This window comes from Arthrobacter sp. T572, assembly GCF_056780115.1.
This window is the reverse complement of record NZ_JBRAZQ010000002.1, coordinates 1,902,591-1,928,315: the sequence shown is the minus strand read 5'-3', so window position 1 is coordinate 1,928,315 and position 25,725 is coordinate 1,902,591. Positions and strand designations below refer to the sequence as shown.

At 64.2% G+C, this 25,725-nt stretch carries 22 protein-coding genes, 2 tRNA genes and 1 pseudogene; 17 read left to right on the top strand and 8 right to left on the bottom strand.

All coding sequences use genetic code 11. The features are described from left to right. The first annotated feature begins 13 nt into the window (after positions 1-13). The 5 genes from ACUYMZ_RS10075 (at position 14) to ACUYMZ_RS10055 (ending at position 3,531) form a co-directional block, all read left to right on the top strand. Positions 14-88: transfer RNA gene (locus ACUYMZ_RS10075), tRNA-Val, on the top strand. Between the two features lie 56 nt (positions 89-144). Beyond that, positions 145-220 (top strand) — tRNA-Gly (locus ACUYMZ_RS10070). A gap of 184 nt (positions 221-404) precedes the next feature. Further along, the gene (locus ACUYMZ_RS10065; protein ID WP_481603075.1) at positions 405-1,859 is read left to right on the top strand and encodes an amino acid permease; all 1,455 of its coding nucleotides are present in this window, start codon (positions 405-407) and stop codon (positions 1,857-1,859) included. A gap of 84 nt (positions 1,860-1,943) precedes the next feature. Continuing rightward, positions 1,944-2,177 (top strand): antitoxin, encoded by a 234-nt coding sequence (locus ACUYMZ_RS10060; RefSeq protein WP_426007146.1) that lies wholly within the window; start codon positions 1,944-1,946, stop codon positions 2,175-2,177. A gap of 130 nt (positions 2,178-2,307) precedes the next feature. Then, a complete protein-coding gene (locus ACUYMZ_RS10055) occupies positions 2,308-3,531 on the top strand; it encodes a benzoate/H(+) symporter BenE family transporter (protein WP_481603073.1) in 1,224 nt (407 codons plus the stop codon). A gap of 15 nt (positions 3,532-3,546) precedes the next feature. Here ACUYMZ_RS10055 and zapE read toward each other — a convergent pair whose 3' ends face one another. Next, positions 3,547-4,584 (bottom strand): cell division protein ZapE, encoded by a 1,038-nt coding sequence (gene zapE, locus ACUYMZ_RS10050; RefSeq protein ID WP_426007142.1) that lies wholly within the window; start codon positions 4,582-4,584, stop codon positions 3,547-3,549. A 209-nt stretch (positions 4,585-4,793) separates the two neighbouring features. On the opposite strand from zapE, the gene ACUYMZ_RS10045 reads away from it, so the two are divergent. Genes ACUYMZ_RS10045 through ybaK form a run of 3 tightly spaced genes read left to right on the top strand, consistent with a single transcriptional unit; the run spans position 4,794 to position 6,770 of the window. Further along, positions 4,794-5,720 (top strand): sulfurtransferase, encoded by a 927-nt coding sequence (locus tag ACUYMZ_RS10045; protein ID WP_426007140.1) that lies wholly within the window; start codon positions 4,794-4,796, stop codon positions 5,718-5,720. Between the two features lie 36 nt (positions 5,721-5,756). Then, complete coding sequence (locus ACUYMZ_RS10040; RefSeq protein WP_426007138.1) at positions 5,757-6,224, top strand: SufE family protein; 468 nt, start codon at positions 5,757-5,759, stop codon at positions 6,222-6,224. A gap of 48 nt (positions 6,225-6,272) precedes the next feature. After that, the gene (gene ybaK / locus ACUYMZ_RS10035) at positions 6,273-6,770 is read left to right on the top strand and encodes a Cys-tRNA(Pro) deacylase (RefSeq protein WP_426007136.1); all 498 of its coding nucleotides are present in this window, start codon (positions 6,273-6,275) and stop codon (positions 6,768-6,770) included. A 3-nt stretch (positions 6,771-6,773) separates the two neighbouring features. On the opposite strand, the gene ACUYMZ_RS10030 is transcribed toward ybaK, so the two are convergent. Then, complete coding sequence (locus ACUYMZ_RS10030) at positions 6,774-8,033, bottom strand: alpha/beta hydrolase family protein (protein WP_481603069.1); 1,260 nt, start codon at positions 8,031-8,033, stop codon at positions 6,774-6,776. A 122-nt stretch (positions 8,034-8,155) separates the two neighbouring features. Between ACUYMZ_RS10030 and ACUYMZ_RS10025 the strand changes: the two genes are divergently transcribed. The 9 genes and pseudogenes from ACUYMZ_RS10025 (at position 8,156) to ACUYMZ_RS09985 (ending at position 18,220) form a co-directional block, all read left to right on the top strand. Continuing rightward, entirely contained in the window at positions 8,156-8,647 is a 492-nt protein-coding gene (locus ACUYMZ_RS10025; RefSeq protein ID WP_426007132.1) for a hypothetical protein, read from the top strand. Positions 8,648-8,661: 14 nt separating this feature from the next. Further along, positions 8,662-9,102, top strand: coding sequence for a peptide-methionine (R)-S-oxide reductase MsrB (msrB, locus tag ACUYMZ_RS10020; protein WP_426007130.1), 441 nt, complete (start codon positions 8,662-8,664; stop codon positions 9,100-9,102). Between the two features lie 182 nt (positions 9,103-9,284). After that, positions 9,285-10,652, top strand: coding sequence for a DUF6421 family protein (locus tag ACUYMZ_RS10015; RefSeq protein ID WP_481603066.1), 1,368 nt, complete (start codon positions 9,285-9,287; stop codon positions 10,650-10,652). Next, positions 10,652-11,382: pseudogene (locus tag ACUYMZ_RS10010) on the top strand (SDR family oxidoreductase). Before ACUYMZ_RS10015 ends, ACUYMZ_RS10010 begins: the two are co-directional and overlap by 1 nt. A 22-nt stretch (positions 11,383-11,404) precedes the next feature. Next, entirely contained in the window at positions 11,405-12,505 is a 1,101-nt protein-coding gene (locus tag ACUYMZ_RS10005; protein ID WP_481603064.1) for a threonine aldolase family protein, read from the top strand. Positions 12,506-12,565: 60 nt separating this feature from the next. Continuing rightward, positions 12,566-13,228, top strand: coding sequence for a DUF3000 domain-containing protein (locus tag ACUYMZ_RS10000; protein ID WP_426007122.1), 663 nt, complete (start codon positions 12,566-12,568; stop codon positions 13,226-13,228). A gap of 59 nt (positions 13,229-13,287) precedes the next feature. Then, positions 13,288-14,631: an HRDC domain-containing protein gene (locus tag ACUYMZ_RS09995; protein ID WP_481603062.1), complete on the top strand. Its 1,344-nt coding sequence runs from the start codon at positions 13,288-13,290 to the stop codon at positions 14,629-14,631. Positions 14,632-14,813: 182 nt separating this feature from the next. Further along, positions 14,814-16,079 carry a thiolase family protein gene (locus ACUYMZ_RS09990; protein ID WP_481603060.1) on the top strand — a complete coding sequence of 422 codons (1,266 nt, stop codon included), beginning with the start codon at positions 14,814-14,816 and terminating at the stop codon, positions 16,077-16,079. Beyond that, positions 16,076-18,220: a 3-hydroxyacyl-CoA dehydrogenase NAD-binding domain-containing protein gene (locus tag ACUYMZ_RS09985; protein ID WP_481603058.1), complete on the top strand. Its 2,145-nt coding sequence runs from the start codon at positions 16,076-16,078 to the stop codon at positions 18,218-18,220. Before ACUYMZ_RS09990 ends, ACUYMZ_RS09985 begins: the two co-directional genes overlap by 4 nt. A gap of 83 nt (positions 18,221-18,303) precedes the next feature. Here the strand turns inward: ACUYMZ_RS09985 and ACUYMZ_RS09980 are convergent, their stop codons facing one another. The 6 genes from ACUYMZ_RS09980 to ACUYMZ_RS09955 form a co-directional block, all read right to left on the bottom strand. Continuing rightward, the gene (locus tag ACUYMZ_RS09980) at positions 18,304-19,281 is read right to left on the bottom strand and encodes an aldo/keto reductase (RefSeq protein ID WP_481603055.1); all 978 of its coding nucleotides are present in this window, start codon (positions 19,279-19,281) and stop codon (positions 18,304-18,306) included. A gap of 59 nt (positions 19,282-19,340) precedes the next feature. Next, the gene (locus tag ACUYMZ_RS09975) at positions 19,341-19,559 is read right to left on the bottom strand and encodes a helix-hairpin-helix domain-containing protein (protein ID WP_426007112.1); all 219 of its coding nucleotides are present in this window, start codon (positions 19,557-19,559) and stop codon (positions 19,341-19,343) included. A gap of 32 nt (positions 19,560-19,591) precedes the next feature. Further along, positions 19,592-20,152: a hypothetical protein gene (locus ACUYMZ_RS09970; RefSeq protein ID WP_481603052.1), complete on the bottom strand. Its 561-nt coding sequence runs from the start codon at positions 20,150-20,152 to the stop codon at positions 19,592-19,594. Then, entirely contained in the window at positions 20,149-20,715 is a 567-nt protein-coding gene (locus tag ACUYMZ_RS09965; protein WP_481603050.1) for a DUF402 domain-containing protein, read from the bottom strand. Before ACUYMZ_RS09965 ends, ACUYMZ_RS09970 begins: the two co-directional genes overlap by 4 nt. Next, complete coding sequence (gene dxs / locus ACUYMZ_RS09960; RefSeq protein WP_481603048.1) at positions 20,712-22,685, bottom strand: 1-deoxy-D-xylulose-5-phosphate synthase; 1,974 nt, start codon at positions 22,683-22,685, stop codon at positions 20,712-20,714. Before dxs ends, ACUYMZ_RS09965 begins: the two co-directional genes overlap by 4 nt. A gap of 172 nt (positions 22,686-22,857) precedes the next feature. Then, complete coding sequence (locus ACUYMZ_RS09955) at positions 22,858-25,665, bottom strand: aconitate hydratase (RefSeq protein WP_481603045.1); 2,808 nt, start codon at positions 25,663-25,665, stop codon at positions 22,858-22,860. Between the last annotated feature and the right edge of the window lie 60 nt (positions 25,666-25,725).

Sequence of the window (25,725 nt, the reverse complement as noted above, 5' to 3'; positions counted from 1 at the left end):
CCACGAGGACCCCGGGCGATTGGCGCAGCGGTAGCGCGCTTCCCTGACACGGAAGAGGTCACTGGTTCGATCCCAGTATCGCCCACCAGAACAAGGAAACTTGTTTGTTGTTGAAGGCCCGGCCCAGCCAGGCAAACAACATGTGCGGACGTAGCTCAGCTGGTAGAGCACCACCTTGCCAAGGTGGATGTCGCGAGTTCGAATCTCGTCGTCCGCTCCAACTAAGAAAGCAGCTCTTCGGAGCTGCTTTTTTTATGCCCGTTTGCCAACTGAACCAACCGCGGTTCGATTCATTATGGGATGTGACCAATAACCGTTGGAAGAAGTCGCTTTATCTAATGTGATTCGACTCGCATAATGTACTGCGAGCTCATCACCGTTCCACGCCAATGGCAGGAGTACCCATGAATCAACAGACTGCTTCCCAGTCGGTCATGAGGCGGAAGCCCATCGACGACATTGAGGAAGAAAACAAGCACAGTGGCCTTTTCAAAAGCCTTGGCCTCTGGCAACTCACCGCCATCGGCGTCGGCGGAATCATCGGCGTCGGAATCTTTTCGCTCGCCGGCCTGGTAGCTCACGGCGACGAAACCAACCCCGGTGTTGGACCGGCGGTCCTGGTGTCGTTCCTGATCGCCGGCCTGGCCTCGGGCGCGGCCGCGCTTTCCTACGCTGAATTCGCCGGAATGATCCCGCGGGCAGGCTCGGCCTACACCTACGGCTATGTGGCCCTGGGGGAAATCATCGGCTGGTTCATAGGCTGGGACCTGCTGCTGGAGTACATTGCGATCGTAGCTGTGGTGGCGATTGGTATTTCCGGATACTTCGACGCCTTCCTGTCCGGCATCGGCATCAACATGCCCACGTGGATGACCTCCACGGCCGACGAGGGCAAGGGCGGCATCATCAACCTTCCTGCCATTTTGGTCTGTCTCCTGGTGACCTGGATCCTGAGCCGTGGAACCAAAGCGTTCGGGCGGTTCGAGCTCGTGGCAGTAGCCATCAAGGTAATCCTGATTCTGTTCATCATCGGCCTGGGCGTTTTCTACATCAATGCCGAGAACTTCAATCCGTTCATGCCCAGTGGCTTCGGTCCGGTCCTCGCAGGTGCGGCCACGGTCTTCTTCGCAGTCTTTGGATACGACGCCATGAGCACAGCGGCGGAGGAAGCCAAGGACGGCAAGAAGCACATGCCCAAGGCGATCATCCTGTCGCTCATCATCGCCATGCTGCTGTACGTGGCAGCAACCTTGGTCCTGACGGGCATGCAGAACTACAAGGACATCGATCCCGCGGCCGGCTTTGCCTCGGCCTTCACCGGGGTTGGCTTGCCTGTGATCGCAACCATCATTTCCGTCTTTGCCGTGCTGTCCATCCTGACCGTCATGCTCACCTTCCTCCTCGGCGTAACCCGCGTATGGTTCTCCATGAGCCGTGACGGCCTCCTTCCCGGCTGGTTTGCCAAGACCGACCGCCACGGAACACCGCAGCGCGTCACCTGGATCGCCGGTGTCGCCTCGGCCTTCCTGGCCGGTGTCTTCCCGATCAAGGAAGTGGCTGACCTCACCAACATCGGTATCCTTGCCGCTTTCGTCGTGGTGTGCATCTCGGTCATCATCTTCCGTTACACCAAGCCCGACGCACCCCGCACTTTCCGCCTGCCGCTGATGCCCGTGGTTCCGGCCTTTGGTGTCCTGGCCTCGGCGTTCCTCATGGCGCAGCTGCACTGGGAAACCTGGGCGCGCTTTGGCGTTTGGCTGGTCATCGGCCTGGCCATCTACTTCTTCTATGGGCGCAAGCACTCCTTGATGAATCCGAACAGCCCACGCCATCTGGAATCCGCTAAGCCCTTGGCGTAGTGAACTTTAATTCCTTGGCTGGCCACCCTTCCGGTGCTAGGGTCGAACGCGGAGGAGCGAACTGGCTCCGCGAAGGGAAGGGAGGTGCCCGTGGGATTAATTGACGACCTGAAGGGCAAGGCTCAGGGTCTCATTCAGGGCAACGAAGACGCCATCAGGAATGGCATCGAGAAGGCCGGAAACTTCGTCGACGAGAAGACCGGCGGCAAGTTCGCCGGACAGGTTGACGCAGTACAGAATGCCGCTTCCAACTTCGTGTCCAAGAACGACGGCGAAGCCGGACAGGCTCCCGCCGCGGATGAGCCAAAGCAGCCGTAGCTGCCTGGGCCGCCGTACCAGATACGTCAAGGGGGCACCGGTCCCGCCGAGAGGCGACACCGGTGCCCTTGGCGTTTAACGGGCCGGCCGGTGCCAACGGGACGCTGCCCTGTCAGGTACGTTGGAGGTTATGCCTTCCGCCTCGTCGACTGAACAGAACCAGGCCAACCAGAGGACGCCGGGCCCACCGATCGCCGCCGGGATCGTCACTGCACTGGTCGGCTTCACCTCATCCTTTGCCGTGGTGCTGGCAGGCTTGCAGGCTGTTGGGGCCAACCAGGCACAGGCGTCCAGCGGTCTGCTTGCCCTGACGCTGACGTTCGGCCTGGGCATCCTGTGGCTGGCATGGCGGTCGCGGATGCCGGTAACTCTTGCGTGGTCAACACCCGGCGCTGCGCTCCTCGCCTCAGCGGGAACCGTCGACGGCGGGTGGCCGGCTGCGGTCGGTGCTTTCGTGGTGGTGGGCCTCCTCATTGTCCTGACGGGTTTGCTGCCGGCCCTTGGACGGCTCATGGCCTTGATTCCCACGTCGCTGGCCCAGGCGATGCTGGCCGGCGTCCTGCTCCCCCTCTGCCTGGCACCCTTCGAATCCCTCGGCACAGCGCCACTGCTGGTGGGCCCGGTAGTCGTGTGTTGGCTGGTCCTGATGAAATGCGCACCGCGTTGGGCCGTTCCCGGCGCACTGGTGGTGGCATTGGCCGTGATCGGGATCCACATCGCGGCCAACGGCACCCGCCTCACCGGAGACAGCCTGCTGCCCCGCCTGGAATGGACCAGTCCTGTGTTCACGGTGGAGGCCACCGTGGGAATCGCGCTCCCGCTGTTCATCGTGACCATGGCTTCGCAGAACATCCCCGGGGTAGCGGTCCTCAAATCCTTCGGGTACACCACGCCCTGGCGTTCTTCGATGCTCGTCACGGGCGCGGGAACCCTCGCCGGGGCGCCTTTCGGAGGCCACGCCATCAACCTGGCGGCACTGAGTGCTGCCCTGGCCGCGGGCGAAGAAGCCGGCAAAGACCACGGGCGCCGCTGGATTGCCGCGTTCGTTTCCGGTCTTGCCTATCTGGTCCTCGCGGCGTTTTCAGCCGCCTTGGTCACCTTGGTGGCGGCAGCACCACCGGGCTTGCTCGAAGCTGTTGCAGGACTCGCCCTGCTGGGAACCCTGGCATCCTCGATCTCCTCGGCACTGGCTGTTGCCGAAGACCGGATTCCGGCCTGCATGACGTTTCTGCTCGCGGCTTCAGGGGTGACCTTCGCTGGCATCGGCGCAGCGTTCTGGGCCCTGGCCGGTGGGATCCTGGTCCGCTGGATCTTCAAGGACAGGGAACCACTGACCCGATCCGCGGCCCGCTGAACCCGCCCGCGGTTTTCAGGACGGTTCGTGGTTCTGGCCCTCGCGAGCCAGGGCAGTCAACCTGGAAACGGCCCGGAAGTACTTCTTCATGTAGCCGCCGGCCATCATCTCATCGGTAAAAAGCTTGTCGAAGGGTACGCCGCTGGCCAGGATCGGCACGTCCTTGTCATAAAGCCGGTCGGCCAGGACCACGAACCGCAGGGCAACAGCCTGTTCCGTGATGGTCTCCACATCCCGCCACACAACGGCTTCGATTCCTGAGATGAGCTGGCGGTAGCGGCTGGGGTGCACCCCGGCCAGGTGGTCCACCAAGGTGCGGAAGTCATCCACGGCCACCGTCTTGCCCGCAAATTCCGTGTTCATGCGGTGCTTGAGGTCTGCGGTCTTCAGCGGCGCAGGTGCCGCGGGCAGGCCGCGGTGCCGGAAGTCCTCGCCATCGATGCGGACAACATCGAACTGGTCCGCGAGCACCTGGATTTCCCGCTGGAAGTCAACGGCCGCGAAGCGGCCCTCCCCCAAGGAACCCGGCAGGGTGTTGGACGTGGCAGCCAACTTGACGCCGGCGTCGGCGAGTTCCCGCATGAGCCGGGACATCAGCACGGTATCGCCTGGATCGTCGAGTTCGAACTCGTCGATGCAGACCAGTTTGTAGCCGCTGAGCGCCTCGACTGTCTTGCGGAAAGACAGGGCCCCCACCAGGTTGGTGTACTCGACGAAGGTGCCGAAAGCCTTGGGGCCCGGGGATCGGTGCCACAGCGAAGCCAGGAGGTGGGTCTTGCCGACGCCGAAGCCGCCATCCAGGTAGATACCGGCCCTGGTGGCGGGCTTCTTTGCGAAGAATTTCCTGAACAGTCCCCCGCCATCGTCAGCACCCACGGAGTCGGCGAATCCGGACAGGAGCTTCACGGCGTTGGCCTGGCTTGGCTGGGCGGGATCGGGCCGGTAGCTGTCGAACGACACCTCGCCGAAGCGTGGTGACGGATAGAACCCCTTGAGGAGTTCCTCGACGGAGACTGCCGGCGTGCGGGCAGCCAGTTGTTCGATCTGTACCACGGTGGTCCATTCTTCCGGTAGTGGGTCCCCAGCAAGAATACCGGCATCACGTGGCCGGGAAGCGGCCACGTGACCAAGGCCATGTTTCACCATATGACCGGCCGGGAAGCATCGGATGCTGCCCATGGTTACTGTTGGAAACACGCCGGCCCGCCGAGTGGAAGCTTCCGGGGTCTGGCTCCGTCCGTTGTCAGTGAAAGGCCATCACCATGTCCTACCCCGTTGAACAAAACGAAAAGTTCGCGTCCTACGCGCACCCCGAACGACTTGTGTCCACCGAATGGCTTGCCGCAGCACTTGCAGACGGCGCTCTTGCCGACGGCAAGCTGGTGGTCGTCGAGTCCGACGAGGACGTCCTCCTCTACGAGACCGGGCATATCCCGGGTGCCGTGAAGATCGACTGGCACACGGACCTGAACGATGAAGTCACGCGCGACTACGTCGACGGTGCCGGTTTCGCCGCACTCGCCGCCGCCAAGGGAATTTCCCGCGACAGCACCGTGGTCATCTACGGCGACAAGTCCAACTGGTGGGCCGCCTACGCCCTGTGGGTCTTCACCCTCTTCGGCCACGAGGACGTCCGGCTGCTGGACGGTGGCCGCGACAAGTGGATTGCCGAGGGCCGCGAACTCACCACCGACGTTCCCCAGCCGGCTGTGGGCAACTACCCCGAGGTAGAGCGCAACGACGCCCCCATCCGCGCCTTCAAGGAAGATGTGCTGGCCCACCTGGGCAACCCGCTCATCGACGTCCGCTCGCCGGAGGAATACACGGGCCAGCGCACGCACATGCCTGCCTACCCGGAGGAAGGGGCCCTGCGTGGCGGCCACATCCCCACCGCAGCGTCGGTTCCGTGGGCACGTGCTGCCGCCGAAGACGGTACCTACCGCTCCCGCGAAGAGCTCGAAGCCCTTTACCTGGGCGAGGCAGGACTGACGGAAGGCGACGACGTGGTGGCCTACTGCCGTATCGGCGAGCGTTCCAGCCACACCTGGTTCGCCCTCAAGTACCTGCTGGGCTTCGACTCGGTCCGCAACTACGACGGTTCCTGGACTGAATGGGGCAACGCCGTCCGCGTCCCCATCGTCAAGGGTGCCGAGCGGGGTTCCGTGCCGGCTGAGCTGGTTCGTAACTAGCGTGAATTCTGCGCCGTTGTGCGTAAGCTGGAAGTGATGAGTACGAATACCTTGCCCGCCGCACTGGCGGAAATAGTGGATGACTTCCAGGCACTGACGGAGCCGGAGCGCCTGCAGTTGCTGCTCGAGTTTTCCCGGGGACTGCCGGAACTTCCCGAACGACTCCAGGATCACCCTGAGCTGCTGGAGCAGGTCGTCGAATGCCAGTCGCCCTTGTTCCTGACGATCGAGTCCGAGAAGAACACAGCAAACCCGGACGCCGGGCGCGCCTACCGTTTGTTCTTCAAGGCGCCGCCGGAAGCTCCCACCACCCGTGGATTCGCAGGGGTGCTGCATGAGGGCCTTGACGGCTTGACGGCGCAGGAAATCCTGTCTGTTCCGGACGACATGCCTGAGCTCCTGGGCTTGACCCGGGCCATCACCCCGTTGCGCATGCGCGGGATGACGGCAATGCTTGGACGGATCAAACGGAAAGTAGCGGCTGCCAGCCGCTTGGAAAACTAAAGCCCCGGCCCCCGGGCAGGGCGGTGAAGGCAGGACAGCTTCGGCACCATGGCGAAGAAAACAGCGTCACAGGGAACGCCGGCTACAGCAGCACTGACTGCAGCCGGCGTTCCTTTCGTGCTGCACCCCTATGTTCACGATCCTTCGGCAGCCAGTTACGGCATGGAGGCAGCTGATGCCCTGGGCGTGGACCCCTCCAGGGTCTTCAAGACCCTGATGGTGGAGGTCGAGGGCCGCCTGGCCGTGGGGATCGTTCCCGTTGCCGGCACGCTGGACCTGAAGGCGGTAGCCGCTGCCCTCGGTTCGAAGAAGGCCTCGATGGCGGATCCGAAGGCAGCCGAACGCAGGACCGGCTATGTGCTGGGCGGAATCTCCCCCTTGGGCCAACGACAATCCTCCCCCACGGTTTTGGATGCCACGGCACTGGAGTTCGACACCATCCTGGTCTCCGGCGGCCGGCGCGGGCTCGACATCGAACTCGCACCCGCGGACCTGGTCAGGCTGACCAGCGCCGTGACGGCACCGATCGGCAGTGCCAGGAACTAGGCATCAGGCAGGCTGGCCGGCGCTTCCGGGATTGTTTCGCGGCGCCAACATCCGCTGCAGCCAGGACCGGACCAAACGTTCCCACTTCTCCGGGTCCACGTTCCATTCCTTCGTGTGGCGCGCTCCATGGAAGGGTTCGAAAGTCACCATCTCCGGGTTCTTCCCGGCCAGGCTCGCAGACGGTTCAAAGGGCACGTAGTCGTCGTCCACACTATGGATGACCAGGGTGGGGGTGCGGAGTTCGACTGCCCTGGCTTCCCAGTCCATCGCCTTCAGGTCCACCGGTGCCGATAGTCCCGTCAGCCTGCGCCCCAGCGGATGGGTCAGCATGAGTTGTCCGTACCGGCCCACGTTATAGGGAATCCGGTTCATTTGGGCGTGGTGCGCCATCACATTGACCCAGTTGATCACCGGCGCGTCCAGCACCATGGCCCGGATGAGGTGCCGGTACTTGGAAAGGTCGGCGGTCTGCAGCGCGATCGCGCCGCCCATCGACCAGCCGAAGAGCACTATCTCGCGGGCACCGTGCGCCACCGCGTACTCCATGGCGGCCTCTACGTCCCGCCATTCGGTGGAGCCCAGTCCGTAGCGGCCGTCGAGGGCCGATGGTGCCAGCCCGTCATTGCGATAGGAAATCAGCAGGCTGTCCATGCCCAGTTCCTTGGCCGTCCGGACTGCCCGCAGCCCTTCCAGCCGCGTAGCTCCACGGCCGTGCACCATGATGGCCCATACCGCTGCGGATGCGGCAGCGTCCGCCCGCACCAGCCAGGCAGGTGCGGTACCGCCGTCGACCTTGATTTCGACGTCGTCAGCGGCCACTCCCAGCGCGGCAGGGTCCGGGTAGGTGGCACCGCTCCACCAACCTCGGCGGGCGTCGGCCAGGTTGCCGCTGTACACCTCTTCCACTTCGCGAAGCACGGTCTGCTCTGCCGGGGAATAGGACACAATCCGGCCGATCCGGGCATGTCCCGCACCACCGGCAAAGAACAGGCTGAAGACCCCGTCCACGGTGGTATCAGGGGTTGCCGCGAGGATGACCTGCCGGCCGGTGTCCGACTGGATCACGGCCAGGACTTCCTGGTCCGCGGGCCGCGCCGCGGGCGTAATGACCCGCCGGGCGAAGTAGACGGCGAGCGCGGACGAACCTGCTCCAACGAGACCCGCCAGGGTACCACCGGTCACCATGCCTGCAAGGGCCCATTTGGTTCGTACGGACAGTTTGCCTGTTGCAGCTTCACCGGCTGCCGTGGAGTTGGTTGCCATGGTTCCATTCTGTCCGCTCCTGCTCCATGGATCCTGAACGTGGCCACCGCGTGCCGGAACGGACCCGGAAATCACCCGGCGAAAGCCTGTGTGGCCGTGTGGTGCGGGACTACGCTGTAGCCATGAGTGATCCGATCGTCATCCTGACCGAAGAGCCCTTGGGGCCTGAAGACCGAGTCAACATCGCCAAACTGGTGGATGGGGGTGACGCCCCCTTGGTGGTCCTGGTTCCAGCCAACACCGAGCGGCATTTACTGGTCGATTTCCTGGAGAACCTGTCGTTGCTGGATGTCGCCAAGGCGTTCAGGGAACTTGGTGCGCATTCGCCGGATCCGGAGGTGGAACGGGCGGAGGCTGCCGAGGCTTTGGCTGCCTCCCTGGCAGCGTTGGAGGGGCTGGGTGGCGGGGTCACCGGTGAAATCGTCGACGGCGGTGCTGTCGCGGGTTTGGTGGCGAAGGTACGGGCGGTGGATGCGGCCCAGGCGGTGGTGGTGACGCGTCCGCACGCGATTGCCGACACGTTCCACACGGACTGGGCCAACAAGGCCCAGGACCAGCTGGGTCTTCCCGTCCTGCACTTGTATGCGGGGTCGGGATTTATCGGCGACTCCTGAGCGTTGCAGTAGTCATGAGCATTCCTGACAACACCAGCAGCACGTCCAGCCTTTCCGTCGTGAAGTCCGATGCCCAGTGGCGCGAGGAGCTGACGCCCGACGAGTACCGGGTTTTGCGCCAGGCCGGTACCGAACGGCCGTACACGGGCGAGTACTGGGACACCCATACCGAGGGCGTCTACCAGTGCCGTGCCTGTGGCAGCGAATTGTTCACCAGCCAGGAAAAGTTTGATTCGCACTGCGGGTGGCCTTCATTCTGGGCTCCCCTTGCCGAGGGCAAGGTGCGTTACCTGCACGACCGCACGCTGGGCATGGACCGTGTGGAGGTGCGCTGCGGCAACTGCGACTCCCATCTGGGGCATGTCTTTGAAGGCGAGGGGTATGACACGCCCACGGACCAGCGCTATTGCATCAACTCCATCTCCCTCCGCTTGGTGGATAAGAGCGCGGACTGATCCAGTGGTGGGCAGCCTTGACGGGTTGCCCACCCGGATCGTGCCGGGTGCTGGAGCTTGAGGTGGTACTACGAGCACTTTCCCCAAGAGTTGCTTATGCTCACCTAGGTTTTGAATTAGCGATGCTTCTTCCGTTGCTACGCTCACCTCAGAGGTGAAAGACCTTCTGAAAGGACGAGCACATGACCATCACCACCACCGCTGCCTTCCCGCGTGTCACCGCAGACAACGCCGACTGGTCAGCACTCAAAGCAGCAGCCACCGCCCTCCAGGCGCACCAGGAGCAGGACGGCTCCGTGGCCGACCACGCTCTGCACACTGAAGCTTCCGCACTGGTGGCCACCATCTGTGATTCCATCACGGCGCTGGCACCCTCCTTCCCGCACGATGCCCGTTACCTGGAACTTTTGGTGGCGGACTTCGCACGCTGGGAGCAGAATGGCTTTGGCGTCCCCGACTTCCTCGACTCCCTCCAGGCTTTCCAGCCCCAGGAGCAGCGCGTGGATGGCCTCCAGCACCTGGTGGTCTTCCCCATGTACACCCAGAACGGCAGCAGCAAGCGTCTGGTCGAAGCTGTCCTGATCGAGGTCATCTGGCCTGAGTTCATCGGCGGCCTGGAAGCCGGGGCCTACTCCAACAAGCTGTTTGTGCCCATCCGTTTCGTGGATTTCACCCCGGGCTACGACACCAACTCCGCTGTGCTGTTCCCGGAAACCGTCGCCGTGCGCGAAACCCCGTCCTTCACCTGGGGCGCCATTTTCGCCGACCGTGAAGCCGCACGGTTCCGCCGCGTGCTGGACGCTGCCGCATCCACCACCTCCCTTGAACTGCCGGCTGATGCTGCCGAGCTCCTCCAGGACCAGGAACTGACGCAGCGTACGTTTGTCATGTGGGACCTGATCCACGACCGCACGCACATGCGCGGCGACCTGCCGTTCGATCCCTTCATGATCAAGCAGCGCATGCCCTACTTCCTTTACTCCCTGGAAGAGCTGCGGTGCGACCTCACCGCCTTCCGCGAATCCGTGCGGATCGAGAAGGACGAAGAGGCCGATCCCGATGCCCGCAAGCATGCAAAGCTGGTCCAGTACGCAGTGATCTTCGACCGCATCTTCCGCTTTGCCATCACCGGCAGCCGGGTCCGGAACTACGATGGCCTGGGCGGGCAGCTGCTGTTCGCCTGGATGCACCAGCACCATGTCCTGCACTGGACGGACAGCAAGCTCAGCATCGACTGGGATGAGGCCGCAGACGTCGTAGTGGAACTCGGTGCCCGCATCGAAGAGCTCTACTGGCGCTCCATTGACCGCCCCAAGACAGCCCACTGGCTTGCGGCCTATGAACTCATCTCCGGCACCGTGACTCCCCACCCTGCCTCTGTATGGGCCAAGGGCCCGGACGCTCTGCCGCTCGACGGTGCTCCGCGCGGGCTCACGGACCAGGTTCTCGACGACGAATTCCCCCTGTCCATGTTCTACGAAGCCCTGGAGAAGAAAATGCGTCCCGTGATTGAATCCACCACCGGCATTACGGGAGCGACGGCCGCCTGATGATGCCTTTGAATGTCCTTGTGACCGGCGGCAGCAGCGCCTCGGGTATCGCCACGGCGCGGGCTTTGGGGGCCGCCGGTCACAGGGTGTTCACGGTTGGTTCCGATGACGTGAGGATCAAGGCGGCAGCGGACGAGGCCGGATACGGTGTTACGCCACTGGTTTGCGACCTCGCGGATCCGGACGCCGTCCGGGAACTTGCCGGGACCGTCCGTGGCCTGGGGGTGGAACGGGTGGACGGAGTCATCCACCTCGTCGGCGGCTGGCGGGGAGCTCCGGGAATCGAGGAACAGTCCGACGACGACTGGGACGCGCTGGTTCAGGGCGCGGTGACGACACTGCGCAACGTTTCCCGGGTGTTCTACCGCCAACTTGCCGATTCACCGCGGGGTCGCCTCGCCGTCGTATCCTCCACGAGCGTTGAGGCTCCCGCGGCCGACTCAGCGAACTACGCTGCCGCCAAAGCGGCGGCGGAAAAGCCTGGACAATGGCCGTCGCCGACGGCTTCCGGCGGGAACAGGCCGGCAACAAGGAAAGCCCAACTCCCCAGCACAGCGCGGCCGTCGTCTTCGTAGTCTCCTCGCTGGTTGACGCCGGCATGCGCCGGAGGCAGCCTGAACGCCGGTTCCCCGGCTCTACCGACGTCGAGGAACTGGCCGCGGCCGCCGTCGGGCTTTTCGACCAACCGGCCGCAAACCTCAACGGCCGCCGCATCCTGCTGGCCAAATAGACTTGAAAGCGTGAATGAACGAGTGACCACAACAACCGAGGCCATCCACACTGCCGATACCGCCCAGGGCCGGGGCCCGCTCCACGATCCAGCGGTCCGCGGCTTCGCATCGGACAACTACTCGGGCGTACATCCCGAGATCCTGTCCGCCCTGGCCACCGCAAACGGCGGTCACCAGGTTTCCTACGGGGAGGACGTGTATACGGCCCGCCTCCAGGAGATCCTGGAGCAGCAGTTCGGTTCCGGCATAGAGTGCTTCCCCGTCTTCAACGGCACCGGTGCCAACGTGCTGTCCCTGCAGGCCCTCCTCCCCCGCTGGGGTGCGGTCATCTGCGCGTCGACGGCCCACATCAACATGGACGAAAACGGCGCACCGGAACGCGTCGGCGGCATCAAGCTCCTCCAGGTTCCCACTGAAGACGGCAAGCTGACGCCCGGGCTCATCGACCGTGAAGCCTGGGGATGGGGAGATGAACACCGCGCCCAACCGCTGGTGGTCTCCATTACCCAGACCACGGAACTGGGAACCTGCTACACCCCTTCAGAGGTGCGCGCCATCGCCGACCACGCCCACGCCAAGGGCATGAAGCTGCACATGGACGGCGCCCGCCTGGCCAATGCCGCCGCCCACCTCGGTGTTCCCCTCAGGGCCTTCACCCGGGACGCCGGCGTGGACATCCTGTCCTTCGGCGGGACCAAGAACGGACTGCTCTTCGGCGAGGTGGTGGTCGCCCTCAACCCGGAAGCCGCCGACGGACTGAAGTACCTCCGTAAAATGAACATGCAGCTGGCATCGAAGATGCGCTTCATTTCGGCCCAGTTCATCGCGCTGCTGGAGGACGGACTGTGGCTCCGGTCCGCCACCCATGCCAATGCCATGGCGACGCGCCTCCGCCGCGCCGTGGAGCAGATCGACGGCGTCCAGCCCACCCAGGAAACGCAGTCCAACGGTGTCTTCGCCATCCTTCCGGCCGGCGTGGCTGACCGGCTCCGGTCCAGCTTCGCGTTCTATGACTGGGACGCCGCCCGCGGCGAAGTGCGGTGGATGTGTTCCTTCGACACCACCGAAGAGGACATTGACGCTTTCGTTTCCGCCATCAAGCGGGAGCTTGCCACCACATAACGGGTGGCTTCCGGGGCGGCGAGCCTGCACACAATCGCCGCCCCGGAAGAATAATCTGCGATGGTGAACGACCTCGCCCAGGTCCCCGCGGATTTCCTGTACGCCTTGGGGACACTACGAAAAGCACAATGCCGCAGTGAACTGCGGCTCGACGAAATACCCGCCCCGGCCCGGCTCGCACCCTATGCAGTGGCCCTCGGCGCCGAAGTCTTCCGCCCCACGGCTTCAACACGCCAGGTACCGGTACACGGCCCCGCTGCGAAGGCCTTCGCCAAGAGCCACGCCCCGGCTCCCGGCGACCAGGACGACGACGACGAACTCGCCACCGGGCGCTTCATCCTGCTCCATGACCCGGAAGGATCCGCAGTCTGGGAAGGGGAATTCAGGATCGTCACCTACATCCGCGCCCAAATGGACGCCGAGATGGGCAACGATGAAATGCTCGGTTCCGTAGCCTGGACCTGGCTCGTGGAGGCGCTGGAGAACCACGCGGCCGTCTATCGCGCCGCCGGCGGAACCGCCACCAGGGTCCTTTCTGAAAGCTTCGGCACCCTGTCCGAACGCCCCGACACCATCGACATCGAACTGCGCGCGTCATGGACCCCTGCCACTGCCGATATCCAGGCCCACCTCGAAGCGTGGTCGGACATGGTCTGCACGTTCGCCGGGCTGCCACCCCTGCCGCCGGGAGTTACGGGACTGCCGAACAGGAGGCTCACGTGAAGTCATCCAATACGCCCCGCTCCAACCCCTTCTGCGGACCTCGGTAAGCTTAAGCCACCATGACCCCTGAAAACCTGGAAAAAACCACAGCCGGCGGTCCGGTTGCTGATCCCGATCAACACATCAAGGTGGAGGGCTTCGACAGCCCCGTCCCTGCCGTCATTGATCTCGATACGCCCCGCGAGGGCGTGCCCTTGGTGATCGATACCCTCACTGGCCTTGAACGCTGCGCCGCAGCCATCGCCGCGGGCACAGGCCCGGCCGGCGTGGATGCGGAGCGGGCATCCGGCTTCCGCTACGGACAGCGCGCGTTCCTGGTGCAGATCCGCCGCGAAGGCGCCGGCACTTGGCTGATCGACCCCGAACCCTTCGAAAACCTGAACATCATCCAGGATGCCCTTCGCGGTGTTGAATGGATCCTCCACGCCGCAACTCAGGACCTGCCCTGCTTGTCCGAGCTTGGTATGTGGCCTGACAAGCTGTTCGACACCGAACTCGCGGCCCGCCTCGCCGGCCTCCCCCGGGTGGGCCTTGCCGCCGTCATCGAACAGCTCCTTGGCTTTGGACTGGCCAAGGAACACTCGGCCGCGGACTGGTCAACCAGGCCCTTGCCGGAACCATGGCTGCGCTACGCCGCGCTCGACGTCGAGGTTCTCGCCGAACTCCGTGAAGAGCTGATTGAGTTGCTTGAAGCGGACGGCAAGCTCGAATTCGCCGAGCAGGAGTTCGCCGGAATCCTTGCTGCCGGAATAGCACCTCCCCGGGTGGATCCCTGGCGCAAGACCTCCGGCCTGCACCAGATCCGCGACCGCCGCCAATTGGCCGCAGTCCGGGAGCTGTGGCTTGAACGGGACCAGCTCGCCCGGAAGCGGGACGTCGCGCCCGGGCGCCTGATTCCTGACTCGGCACTCGTAGCTGCAGCCAAGGCCCTTCCCACGACCGTTCCACAGCTCCTGGCCACCAAGGGCTTCCATGGCCGCTCCGCCCAGAGGGAAGCGCCCAGGTGGGTACGGTGCATCACCGCAGCACGGACCCTGACGGAGCTTCCGCCCCTCCACCTGCCTACCAACGCACCTCCCCCACCGCGGGTCTGGGTGGACCGCGATCCCGAGGCCGCTGCCCGGTTGGCTACCGCACGCCCTGCGTTGCAGGAGAAAGCCGACGAGCTCAAACTCCCGGTCGAAAACCTTCTGACGCCCGACTATCTTCGCCGGGTCATGTGGCGCCCACCCTCGGAGATCTCGCTGGAGTCCATCTCCGCCGAACTCAGGGAGCTCGGCGCCAGGGAATGGCAAATTGCCTTTGCCGCTCCACTCCTGGTGGAAGCCTGCCTCAACCCGCAGCCCCTTCCACCCAAGGAATCCAAAGCCAAAGAGGACCAGCGGTCCGCGGAAGGCAAATAAATGCCAGGCCCGCCACCCGAAGCAATGCTTCAGGTGGCGGGCTTTTGCGTCAGGAGGACATCCGCCGGCGCCGCGGACGATCCGGGCGCTTGCAACTCAAAGTTACCCGTGAGTAACATAGCAGCAATGCCAGCCGGTGTTCCCCTGGGACACCGGCACCATGTCTCAACGAGGAGTAGCACATGAGTCCCTCACGCAGCGCCCAGCGGACCATCCGCGACGTCGTGTTCGTCGATGGCGTCCGTACCCCCTTCGGCAAAGCCGGTGAAAAGGGCATCTACGCCGGAACCCGGGCCGACGACCTCGTGGTCAAGTGCATCCGGGAACTGATGCGGCGCAACCCGTCGCTCCCCGCCGACCGCATCGACGACGTCGCCATAGCCGCCACCACCCAGACCGGCGACCAGGGCCTCACTATCGGGCGTACCGCAGCACTTCTGGCCGGGCTCCCCCGCTCGGTGCCCGGCTTCGCGATCGACCGCATGTGCGCCGGCGCCATGACAGCAGTAACGACGACGGCGAGCGGCATTGGCTTCGGCGCCTACGATGTGGTTATCGCCGGGGGCGTGGAACACATGGGCAACCATCCCATGGGCGAAGGCGCCGACCCCAACCCCCGCTTCATGTCCGAACGGCTGGTGGATCCGGCCGCCCTGAATATGGGGAACACGGCCGAAAACCTCCATGACCGCTTCCCCGCCATCACCAAGGACCGCGCCGACGCCTACGCAGCTTCGTCGCAGGCCAAGCTCGCGGCAGCCTATTCGCGTGGACAAATCCAACAGGACCTGGTGCCCGTGGCCGCACGCAAGCCTGGCCAGGGATGGACAGTGCACAGCGTCGACGAGCCTCCCCGCCCCGGCACCACCGTTGAAGATCTGGCCGGCCTCCGCACGCCCTTCAGGGCCCACGGCCGGGTCACCGCCGGAAACGCCGCAGGCCTGAACGACGGCGCCACCGCTGCCGTCCTGGCATCGGCCGATGCAGCGGCCGAGTTGGGCCTGCCGGTCCGGATGCGCCTGGTGTCCTACGCTTTTGCCGGCGTGGAACCTGCGGTCATGGGCATCGGCCCGGTGCCCGCCACCGAAAAGGCCCTCAAGCACGCCGGGCTGACCATCGACGACATCGATCTCTTTGAAATCAACGAGGCCTTCGCCGTCCAGGTACTTGGCTTCCTGGACCACTTCGGCATTCGGGACGACGATCCCCGCGTCAACCGCTATGGCGGGGCGATCGCCGTCGGACATCCTCTTGCCTCCTCCGGCGTCAGGCTGATGACGCAACTGGCCCGCCAGTTCCAAGAAGACCCAACCGCCAGGTACGGCATCACCACCATGTGTATCGGGCTGGGCATGGGCGCCACCGTGGTCTGGGAAAACCCCCACCACCCGGACTATGGGGCTGCAGATGCCTCCGCCGACCAAAGCACTGAAGGAGCCGCAGCATGAGCGCCAACGACTTCCACCACCTGGCCTCCCTCTTTCCGGACGAAGTGGTGACCCACTCGCTCGTGCAGGACGTCGAGCTCCCGGGCGGCGCCGGAACCTTCGCCTTGATAACCCTCGACAACGGGCTTGACCACACCAAACCCACCACGCTGGGACCCAACACCCTGGTGGAACTGGGTACTGTCCTTGACGGACTGAAGGAAAGGGCGGCACGCGGAGAGATCGTCGGTGTCGGTGTCACCGGCAAGCCGTACTTCCTCGTGGCAGGCGCCGACCTGTCCGCAGTCAAGACGCTGAAGGAACGCACGCATGGACTGTGGATGGCCCAACTGGGCCATTCCGTCTACGCCACGCTGGCCAACCTCGGTGTCCCGAGTTTCGCGTTCATCAACGGACTCGCGCTGGGAGGGGGCCTGGAGATCGCATTGCAGTCCACCTACCGGACAGTCTCCACAGGTGCCGGTGCCCTGGCCCTGCCTGAGGCGTTCCTGGGGCTCATTCCGGGCTGGGGCGGCGTCTATATCCTTCCCCGCCTGATCGGTCCCGCGAACGCCGTGAAGGTGATGATCGAGAACCCCCTCAGCAACAACCGCACCCTCACCGGTACCCAGGCGTTTGAGCTCGGCATGGCAGACGCCCTGTTTGAACCGGCCGACTTCCTGGAACAGTCGCTGGCCTGGGCGGCGGACGTCATCACGGGCAAGACCCGCCCTGAACGCAGGAACGCCGTTGACCCGTTGGACGACACCGTGGCGGTCGAATGGGCCTCAGCCGTTTCCGCGGGCCGTGCCTTCGTGGAAAGCAAAACCGCCAACGCCGCACCAGCGCCCGGAAAGGTCCTGGACGTCATGGAAGCCAACCGCACCATGGGTCAGGCCGAAGCCGCAGCCCTCGAATGCGAAACACTCGCAGTGCTGATGCAGACGGACGAGTTCCGGTCGACGGTCTATGCGTTCCTGGACCTTGTCCAAAAACGTTCAAAGCGCCCGGCCGGCGCGCCTGACCGCACGTTGGCCAGGCCCGTCACCAAGGTGGGCGTCGTTGGCGCGGGACTGATGGCCAGCCAACTCGCACTCTTGTTTGCCCGCCAGCTCAAGGTGCCTGTGGTCATGACGGACATCGACCAAACCAGGGTGGACAAGGGTGTTGGCTACGTTCACGCCGAGGTGGATAAGCTGCTGGCCAAAAAGCGCATCACTCCCGACGCCGCCAACAGGACCAAGGCCCTGGTGACCGGCTCGGTCAGCAAGGAGCCCTTCTCGGATGCCGACTTTGTCATTGAGGCGGTCTTCGAAGAACTCAACGTCAAAAAGCAGGTCTTCGCGGAACTGGAAGCCGTAGTCTCTGCCGAATGCATCCTCGCCACCAATACCTCGTCCCTCTCCGTGACTGCCATGGCCGAAGACCTGCGCCATCCGGAACGACTCGTGGGCTTCCACTTCTTCAACCCTGTGGCAGTCATGCCCCTGCTGGAAATCGTCCGTGCCCCCGGAACCGACGATGCCGTGCTGGCCACGGCCTTTGAGCTCGCCAGGAGCCTCAAGAAAACCGCGGTCCTGGTCAAAGATGCTGCCGCGTTCGTGGTCAACAGGATCCTGCTGCGACTCATGGGCGAAGTCATTGCGGCCTTCGACGAAGGGACCCCCGCTGAGGTGGCGGACAATGCCCTGCGTCCCATGGGCCTGCCGATGTCGCCCTTCACCTTGAGTGCGATGGTCGGCCTGCCGGTGGCCCAGCATGTCCAGGAATCCCTGCACCAAGCCTTCGGCGACCGGTTCCCGGTGTCCAGCAACCTGCAAAAATTGATCGACAACGGTGTGCAGTCACTCTGGGCTCCCGGTCCTGACGGGCAGCAGACCATCCCTGCGGGGACCTTGTCCATCATGTCCTTTGGCGACACCCCGTCCACCGCGGAGGAAGTCCTGCGACGCACGCAGGATGCTTTGGCCGAGGAAATCGGGCTGATGCTCAGCGAGGGTGTTGTAGCCGGCCCTGAAGACATCGACCTGTGCATGATCATGGGCGCCGGCTGGCCCATGTTCCTGGGCGGCATCACGCCGTACCTGGACCGGGCAGGCGCCTCCGAGCGCGTCAACGGCAAGCGCTTCCTGGCCCCGGGTGTTGCTTCGGCACCACAGTAAGCGAGAGGCCCGTGCGCGGAGGAAGTCCGCGCACGGGCCGTCGTGCCCTGTGGCTGGTGGCTGGTGCCTGGTGGAGAAGGAAACTAGAACAGGGCGACCTTGGCCGCCTTCGGGAAGATCCCGTCCAGTTCATCGCGGTCGGCCTTGGTGGGAACCCAGCACACAGCTTCTGCGTTCTCCCGGATCTGTCCGGGACTCGTTGCCCCGGCAATGACACTGCTGACGCCTGGCTGGGCGGCAAGCCAGGAGAACGCCAACTGCAGTTCCGTGATGCCGCGTTCCTTGGCGAACTGTCCGAACTTGCCCAACTGCGCCCAGTCGGCATCATCCACCAGATGGGTGCGTGTATGGCTCAACCGGGTGCCTTCCGGAGCATGGCCGGCGGAATACTTGCCCGTGAGGAGGCCATTGGCCAGGGGGAAGTACGGTAGCACGCCCAGGGAGAACGCCCCGGCAGCCGGAATCACTTCGAGTTCGGCCCGGCGGTCCAGCAGGTTGTAGTGGTTCTGGGTCGAGACGAACCGCGCACCACCCAACTGCCTGGCAACGTACTCCGCTTCCGCGATCTGCCATCCTGCAAAATTCGAGTGTCCGATGTACCGGACTTTTCCGCTGCGCACCAGGTCGTCGAGGGCCGCCAGGGTCTCATCGATCGGCGTCAGGGGGTCCGGGGTGTGGAACTGGTAGAGATCAATCCATTCGGTGTCCAGGCGGCGCAGCGACGCTTCCACGGATTGGATGATGTAACGGCGGGAGCCGCGCGCCCCAAAATCCTTGCCGTTGGCACCATGCATATCCATACCGAACTTCGTACCGATCACCACGTCATCGCGCCTGCCATGAAGCGCCTTGCCCAGCATGATCTCGCTCAGCCCAGGCTCACGGCCATAGACATCGGCGACATCGAAGAAGGTCACACCGGCATCGATCGCGGCATGGACCACGGCATCGGTTGCCTCCTGGGTTTCGGTCGGCGTGTTGGCCCGGCCAAGGTTGTTGCAGCCCAGCCCGACAGCTGAGACCGTGAGGCCTGAGTGTCCAAGGCGTCGATATTCAGTCATGCAGCCAGCCTACAGCGCACTCAGCGGTCGATAGTCACCCAGGGCAACGAACTGCGGCCTCACCGGGGCAGGTAGGAAATCCCGGATTCTTCCATGGCGTCCTCCAGTTGCGCTATGGCCACCGGCCCCAGTCCGTGAAGCCTGGATGCCTTGAGCTCACCGAACTCGGCCAACTGCTCCAGAGTCTCTATTCCTTCGTGTGCGAGGGCGCGTCTGGCCGGCGCGGCGAGTCCCTTGGGAAGCGGTGTGTGCCCGGGCCAATTGCTCTTGGAAGACATGGCAGTTCCCTCCTGGCTGCGTAAGGTGGTACTTAGAGAGTAAAGCCCCCACCCTGCCGGGGCGAGTGTTTGACCTTGAAGGCGTCCGGATCGGACGCCGGGGCAGCAGCGATCGTGAGCTTGGTAAAGTCCAGGTCCTCAGCGCGCGCACAGACCTTGATCGCGTTGACGGCCTTGTTCACGTCCGGGCACAGACAGAAGATATTCAAGCGTGAATTCCCCATGCCGGAACCCTCCACGACACCCAGTCCGCGCCACGCAAGCTCCGCTGTGATGACCTCCTTGGCCTTCTGTTCCAAGTGCCGGTCCCGTTCCGTGCCGTCCTTGCTCTTCAGCGCGAACTGGGCGACCACCCTGAACTGTTCGGAGTCTGGAATGACCGTGTAGCCGTCTTCCTCGCACTGGGCTTCGAAGGCAGCAAGGAGGCCCTCGGCAGAGGTGCCTTCCTCCACGGCAGCGGCGTCAGTGGTGCTTTGGTGCCCCACCACACCGTAATTGATGACGAAATGCTGGTCTGCGTCGTCGAACCAGGCTTCCCGGAAGTGGAGGACCCCCTCCCCATCCCGTTTGTACATACGGATGATCCCGCTCATGTCCGTCCTTTCCTCAGCCATTCGGCGCTGGTGCTGGTCCCGGAAACGTCAAAGGGCGCCGCCTTGGCCTGGACAGCGTCCAGGAGGCCGGCACACTCTGCCCGCATGCTGCGCACCATATCGTCCGGATACGCCATGGTGCGGGAGTGCTCTTCAAATTCGTCTTCGTCGTCAACAAATACGCCGTGGGTTGTGGAACGGATGACGTCCAGGTCCATGTCAATCATGTGGAACTCCGTGACTCCTGGACGGACGCTGTTCCAGCCATGTGCCGTGGCGAGGTCTACGTAGATCCGGTAGTCGCCCGGGTAGGAGTCATCGTAGAACGTGGCCACGAACTCCCCCTGCCGGGGTACCAGCAGGACGCAGTCCGACGCCGTATAAAAAGCGGCACCCGGACGGGAACAGAACTCTCCTGCGCCCTGGAAGATCCACCAACCGTGGATATCCTCACCAAGGTAGCGCCCGGGGACTACCCAGTGCGCCCTGCCATCCCACTTACGGTTCCGGGCCACCACAAGGTCGCCGGGCTGCAGAATGCCCGGTGCGCGGTCGGCCGTCACAACGTGGGCAGACTGCCGGTGGTGGGATGCTCCTGCCCGGGGAGGGGCCTGGCAAAGGGCACCTTCGTTCCCAAAACCTGGGCTACGACGTCGTGTGCAATCTTCTGGGCTGTCAGCCCCACGCGCTCCAGAACCTGGCTCCGGGAGCCATGGACGAGGAACTCAACCGGCAAACCGACTTCGTTGAGGGCGGTGTCCACACCTGCGGCCCGCATTTCCTGGCGGATCCGGGACCCGACGCCGCCGGCCCGGACGCCATCCTCGATGCAGATCACCAGGCGATGCCGTGCGGCCAGCGCAACAATGGATTTCCTGACGGGCAGGACCCAGCGCGGATCCACCACGGTGGAACTGATCCCCTGGGCGCCGAGCCTGTCCGCGACGTCCAGCGCCAGCTCGGACATGGCGCCCACGCTGACGATCAGGACATCATTCTCGGTGGACCCTTCCGGACGGCGCGCCAGGACATCCACGCCGTCGTGGAGGCGTTCGAGGGCTTCAATCTCGGTACCGACACTGCCCTTGGAGAACCGGACCACGGTGGGGGCATCGTTGATGGCGACAGCCTCCCGCAGTTCCTCCCGCAGGCGCGTGGCGTCACGGGGCGCAGCCAGGTGCAGGCCGGGAACGATCTGGACCATGGCCATGTCCCACATGCCATGGTGGCTGGGACCGTCCGGACCCGTAACACCGGCCCGGTCGAGAACAATGGTGACGCCCGCCTTGTGCAGGGCAACGTCCATGAGGAGCTGGTCGAAGGCGCGGTTGAGGAAGGTCGCATAGACCGCGACCACCGGATGCAGGCCGCCGTAGGCCATGCCCGCTGCCGAGGTGAGCGCATGCTGCTCGGCGATGCCGACGTCAATAACCCGTTCGGGGTGGCGTTCGGCGAATTTGTGGAGGCCGACAGGAATCAACATGGCGCCGGTGATCCCCACGATGTCGGTCCGTTCATCGGCGATGTCGGCGATTTCCTCGGCAAAGACAGACGTCCAGGAGCGGGCTCCGGGCATTTCCGTGGGCTCGCCGGTTTCCGGATCGATGATTCCCACGGCATGGAACTGGTCGGCTTCGTTGGCCAGCGCGGGTGCGTAACCGTGACCCTTCTCCGTCATGGCATGCACGATCACGGGGCCGCCGTAGGCCTTGGCGGTACTCAGGGCGTGTTCCATGGCCTGCAGGTTATGCCCGTCCACGGGGCCGATGTACTTCATGCCCAGGTCTTCGAACATGCCTTGGGGCGCCCACCAGTCCTTGATGCCCTTCTTCATGGCGTGAAGGCTCTTGTACGTGAACTGGCCCGCGGGACCGCCGTTCTGGAGCTTCTTCTTCCACCAGTCGAGCATGCCCTCATACGCTGGTGCGGTCCGGAGGGAATCAATGGTGGGACGCAGGGACGCAAGATAGTCTGCAAGGCCTCCCACGGTAGGGGCGTAGGAACGGCCGTTGTCGTTGACCACGATCACCACACGGCGCTTCTTGTCCGCTGCGATGTTGTTGATCGCTTCCCAGGTCATGCCGCCGGTGAGGGCGCCGTCGCCGACAACCGCGACGACGAAGCGGTCGCCTTCGCCGGTGAGCTGCCTGGCCCGGGAGATCCCGTCAGCCCACGACAGTGACGACGATGCGTGGGAACTCTCCACGATGTCGTGGACGGACTCGCCACGGTCAGGGTAACCGGAGAGGCCGCCCTGCTGGCGCAGCGTCGCGAAGTCCTGGCGCCCGGTCAGGAGCTTGTGAACGTAGGACTGGTGCCCGGTATCGAAGACGACACTGTCGCGGGGCGAGTCAAAGCTCCTGTGCACGGCAAGGGTAAGTTCCACGACGCCGAGGTTGGGCCCAAGGTGTCCACCCGTGGCGGCCACGTTGGTGATCAGGAAGTTCCTGATTTCCCCGGCCAGTGTTTCCAACTGTTCGTCAGTCAGTGTGGCCAGGTCCTGTGGATCCTTGATGGTTTCCAAGAGTCCCAACGGCGCTCCTTACGGTGGTGGACGTGCTTGTTAACTTTAGCGCGTTGGCCGGGCGCGCGTTTCCGGGGCGACGTGGCCGTGAAAGCGTGCAGCCCCGGCCGGTCGTGTGACCAGCCGGGGCTGCAGGGGTGGTCTCAGGCCACCTTCAGCTCATCCAGGGAGCCAGGTCCCCTTAGGCGGAGATCTGACGCAGGACGTACTGCAGGATGCCACCGTTGCGGTAGTAGTCCGCTTCACCCGGGGTATCGATGCGCAGAACGGCGTCGAAGGACTTGGCCGTTCCGTCCTCGGCAGTTGCCGTGACCTTCAGGGTCTTGGGCGTGGTGCCGTTGTTCAGCTCGGTGACGCCCTCCACGGAGAAGGTCTCCGTGCCGGTCAGGCCGAGGGTGGCTGCCGATTCGCCCGCCGGGAACTGCAGCGGAAGGACGCCCATGCCGATCAGGTTGGAGCGGTGGATGCGCTCGTAGCTTTCGGCGATGACGGCCTTGACGCCCAGGAGTGCGGTGCCCTTGGCAGCCCAGTCACGCGAAGAACCGGAGCCGTATTCCTTGCCCGCCAGGACGACCAGCGGGGTTCCTGCAGCCTGGTAGTTCTGGGCTGCGTCGTAAACGTAGGCCTGGGGTCCGCCTTCCTGGGTAAAGTCGCGGGTGAAGCCACCCTCAACGCCGTCCAGGAGCTGGTTCTTGATACGGATGTTGGCGAACGTACCGCGGATCATGACTTCGTGGTTGCCACGGCGCGAGCCGTAGGAGTTGAAGTCCTTGCGCTCCACGCCGTTGGCCAGCAGGTACTGGCCGGCCGGGGTGTCCGACTTGAAGGAGCCTGCCGGTGAGATGTGGTCCGTGGTCACGGAATCGCCCAGCTTGAGGAGCACGCGTGCGCCCTGGATGTCCTTGACGGGATCCGGCTGGGCCTTCATGCCCTCGAAGTATGGGGGCTTCCGGACGTAGGTTGAGTCCTGGTCCCAGGCGAAGGTGTCGCCGGCCGGGGTGTCCAGTGCCTGCCAGCGCTCGTCGCCGTCAAAGACGCCTTCGTAGCCCTTGGCGAACATTCCTTCGTCAATCGAGGAGTCGATGACTTCCTGGACCTCGGTGGGGTTGGGCCAGATGTCCTTAAGGAAGACCTCGTTGCCCTCGGAGTCGGTGCCCAGGGCATCGGTGTCGAAGTTGAAGTCCATGGAACCGGCCAGGGCGTAGGCGATGACCAACGGCGGGGATGCCAGGTAGTTCATCTTGACGTCCGGGTTGATGCGGCCTTCAAAGTTGCGGTTGCCCGAAAGCACGGCGGTGACGGAGAGGTCGTTGGCCTGGATGGCCTCGGAGATCTCCTGCTCCAGCGGACCGGAGTTGCCGATACACGTTGCACAGCCATAGCCGACGATGTAGAAGCCGAGCTTCTCCAGGTACGGGGTCAGGCCGGACTTTTCGTAGTAGTCGGTGACGACCTTGGAGCCCGGGGCAACGGAGGTCTTGACCCACGGCTTGGACGTCAGGCCCTTGTTGACGGCGTTGCGTGCCAGCAGGGCTGCGGCCAGCATTACCGAGGGGTTGGACGTGTTGGTGCACGAGGTGATCGACGCAATGGACACCGCGCCGTGATCGAGTTCGAACTCGCGGCCATCGGCGGTCTTGACGTGGACCGGCGCGGACGGACGTCCGTGCGAACCGTTGGCTGCCGACGCAACACGGGCGGTTTCCGTGATGTGCGAATCCGCGTGCGTGAAGGACGGGGCGTCGGAGGCCGGGAAGGACTCGTCGAGGGCCTCGTCCACGCTGCCGTCTTCGATGGCGACGTAGTTGTGGATGTCCTTGCGGAACTGCTCCTTGGCGTCGGTGAGCTCGATGCGGTCCTGGGGACGCTTCGGACCGGAAATGGACGGCACCACCGTGGAGAGGTCCAGTTCCAGGAACTCGGAGAAGCGCAGTTCACGGGAAGGATCGTGCCAGAGACCCTGCTCCTTGGAGTAGGCCTCGACCAGGGCAAGGTTCTCTTCGGAACGGCCGGTCAGGCGCAGGTAGTCAAGGGTGACGTCGTCGATCGGGAACATGGCGGCCGTGGAGCCGAACTCGGGGCTCATGTTGCCGATGGTGGCGCGGTTGGCCAGCGGCACAGCCGCTACGCCCTCGCCGTAGAATTCCACGAACTTGCCCACGACACCGTGCTTGCGCAGCATTTCAGTGATGGTCAGCACGACGTCCGTTGCGGTGGCACCGGCAGGGATGCTGCCGCTGAGCTTGAAGCCCACGACGCGCGGAATCAGCATGGAGACCGGCTGGCCGAGCATGGCGGCCTCGGCTTCGATGCCGCCGACGCCCCAGCCGAGCACGCCCAGGCCGTTGACCATGGTGGTGTGGGAGTCGGTACCAACACAGGTGTCCGGGTAGGCGCGCAGCACACCGTCAACCTCGCGGGTCATGACGGTGCGGGCCAGGTATTCGATGTTGACCTGGTGGACGATGCCGGTTCCCGGGGGAACTACCTTGAAGTCGTCGAATGCGGTCTGGCCCCAGCGCAGGAACTGGTAACGCTCACCGTTGCGCTGGTATTCGATCTCCATGTTGCGTTCCAGGGCGCCGGCGTTGCCGAAGGCGTCGATCTGGACGGAGTGGTCGATGACCATTTCGGCAGGTGCCAGCGGATTGACGCGCTTGGGGTCGCCGCCGAGTTCCTTGACGGCCTCGCGCATGGTGGCAAGGTCCACGACGCAGGGCACACCGGTGAAGTCCTGCATGATGACGCGTGCCGGGGTGAACTGGATTTCGGTATCGGGCTCCGCATTGGGGTCCCAACCGGCCAGGGCGCGGACGTGGTCAGCCGTAATATTGGCACCATCTTCGGTCCGCAGGAGGTTTTCAAGCAATACCTTGAGGCTGAACGGAAGGCTGTCTGCGCCTTCAACGGAGTTCAACCGGAAAATTTCATAATCGGTGCCGGCTACATTCAGTACGCCTTTGGAACCGAAGCTGTCCACAGTGCTCATGGCAGGACTCCTCTCGCAACAGTTTCATCTTTGTCGCGTGGTTGGCCGCTAGCCAGTTAG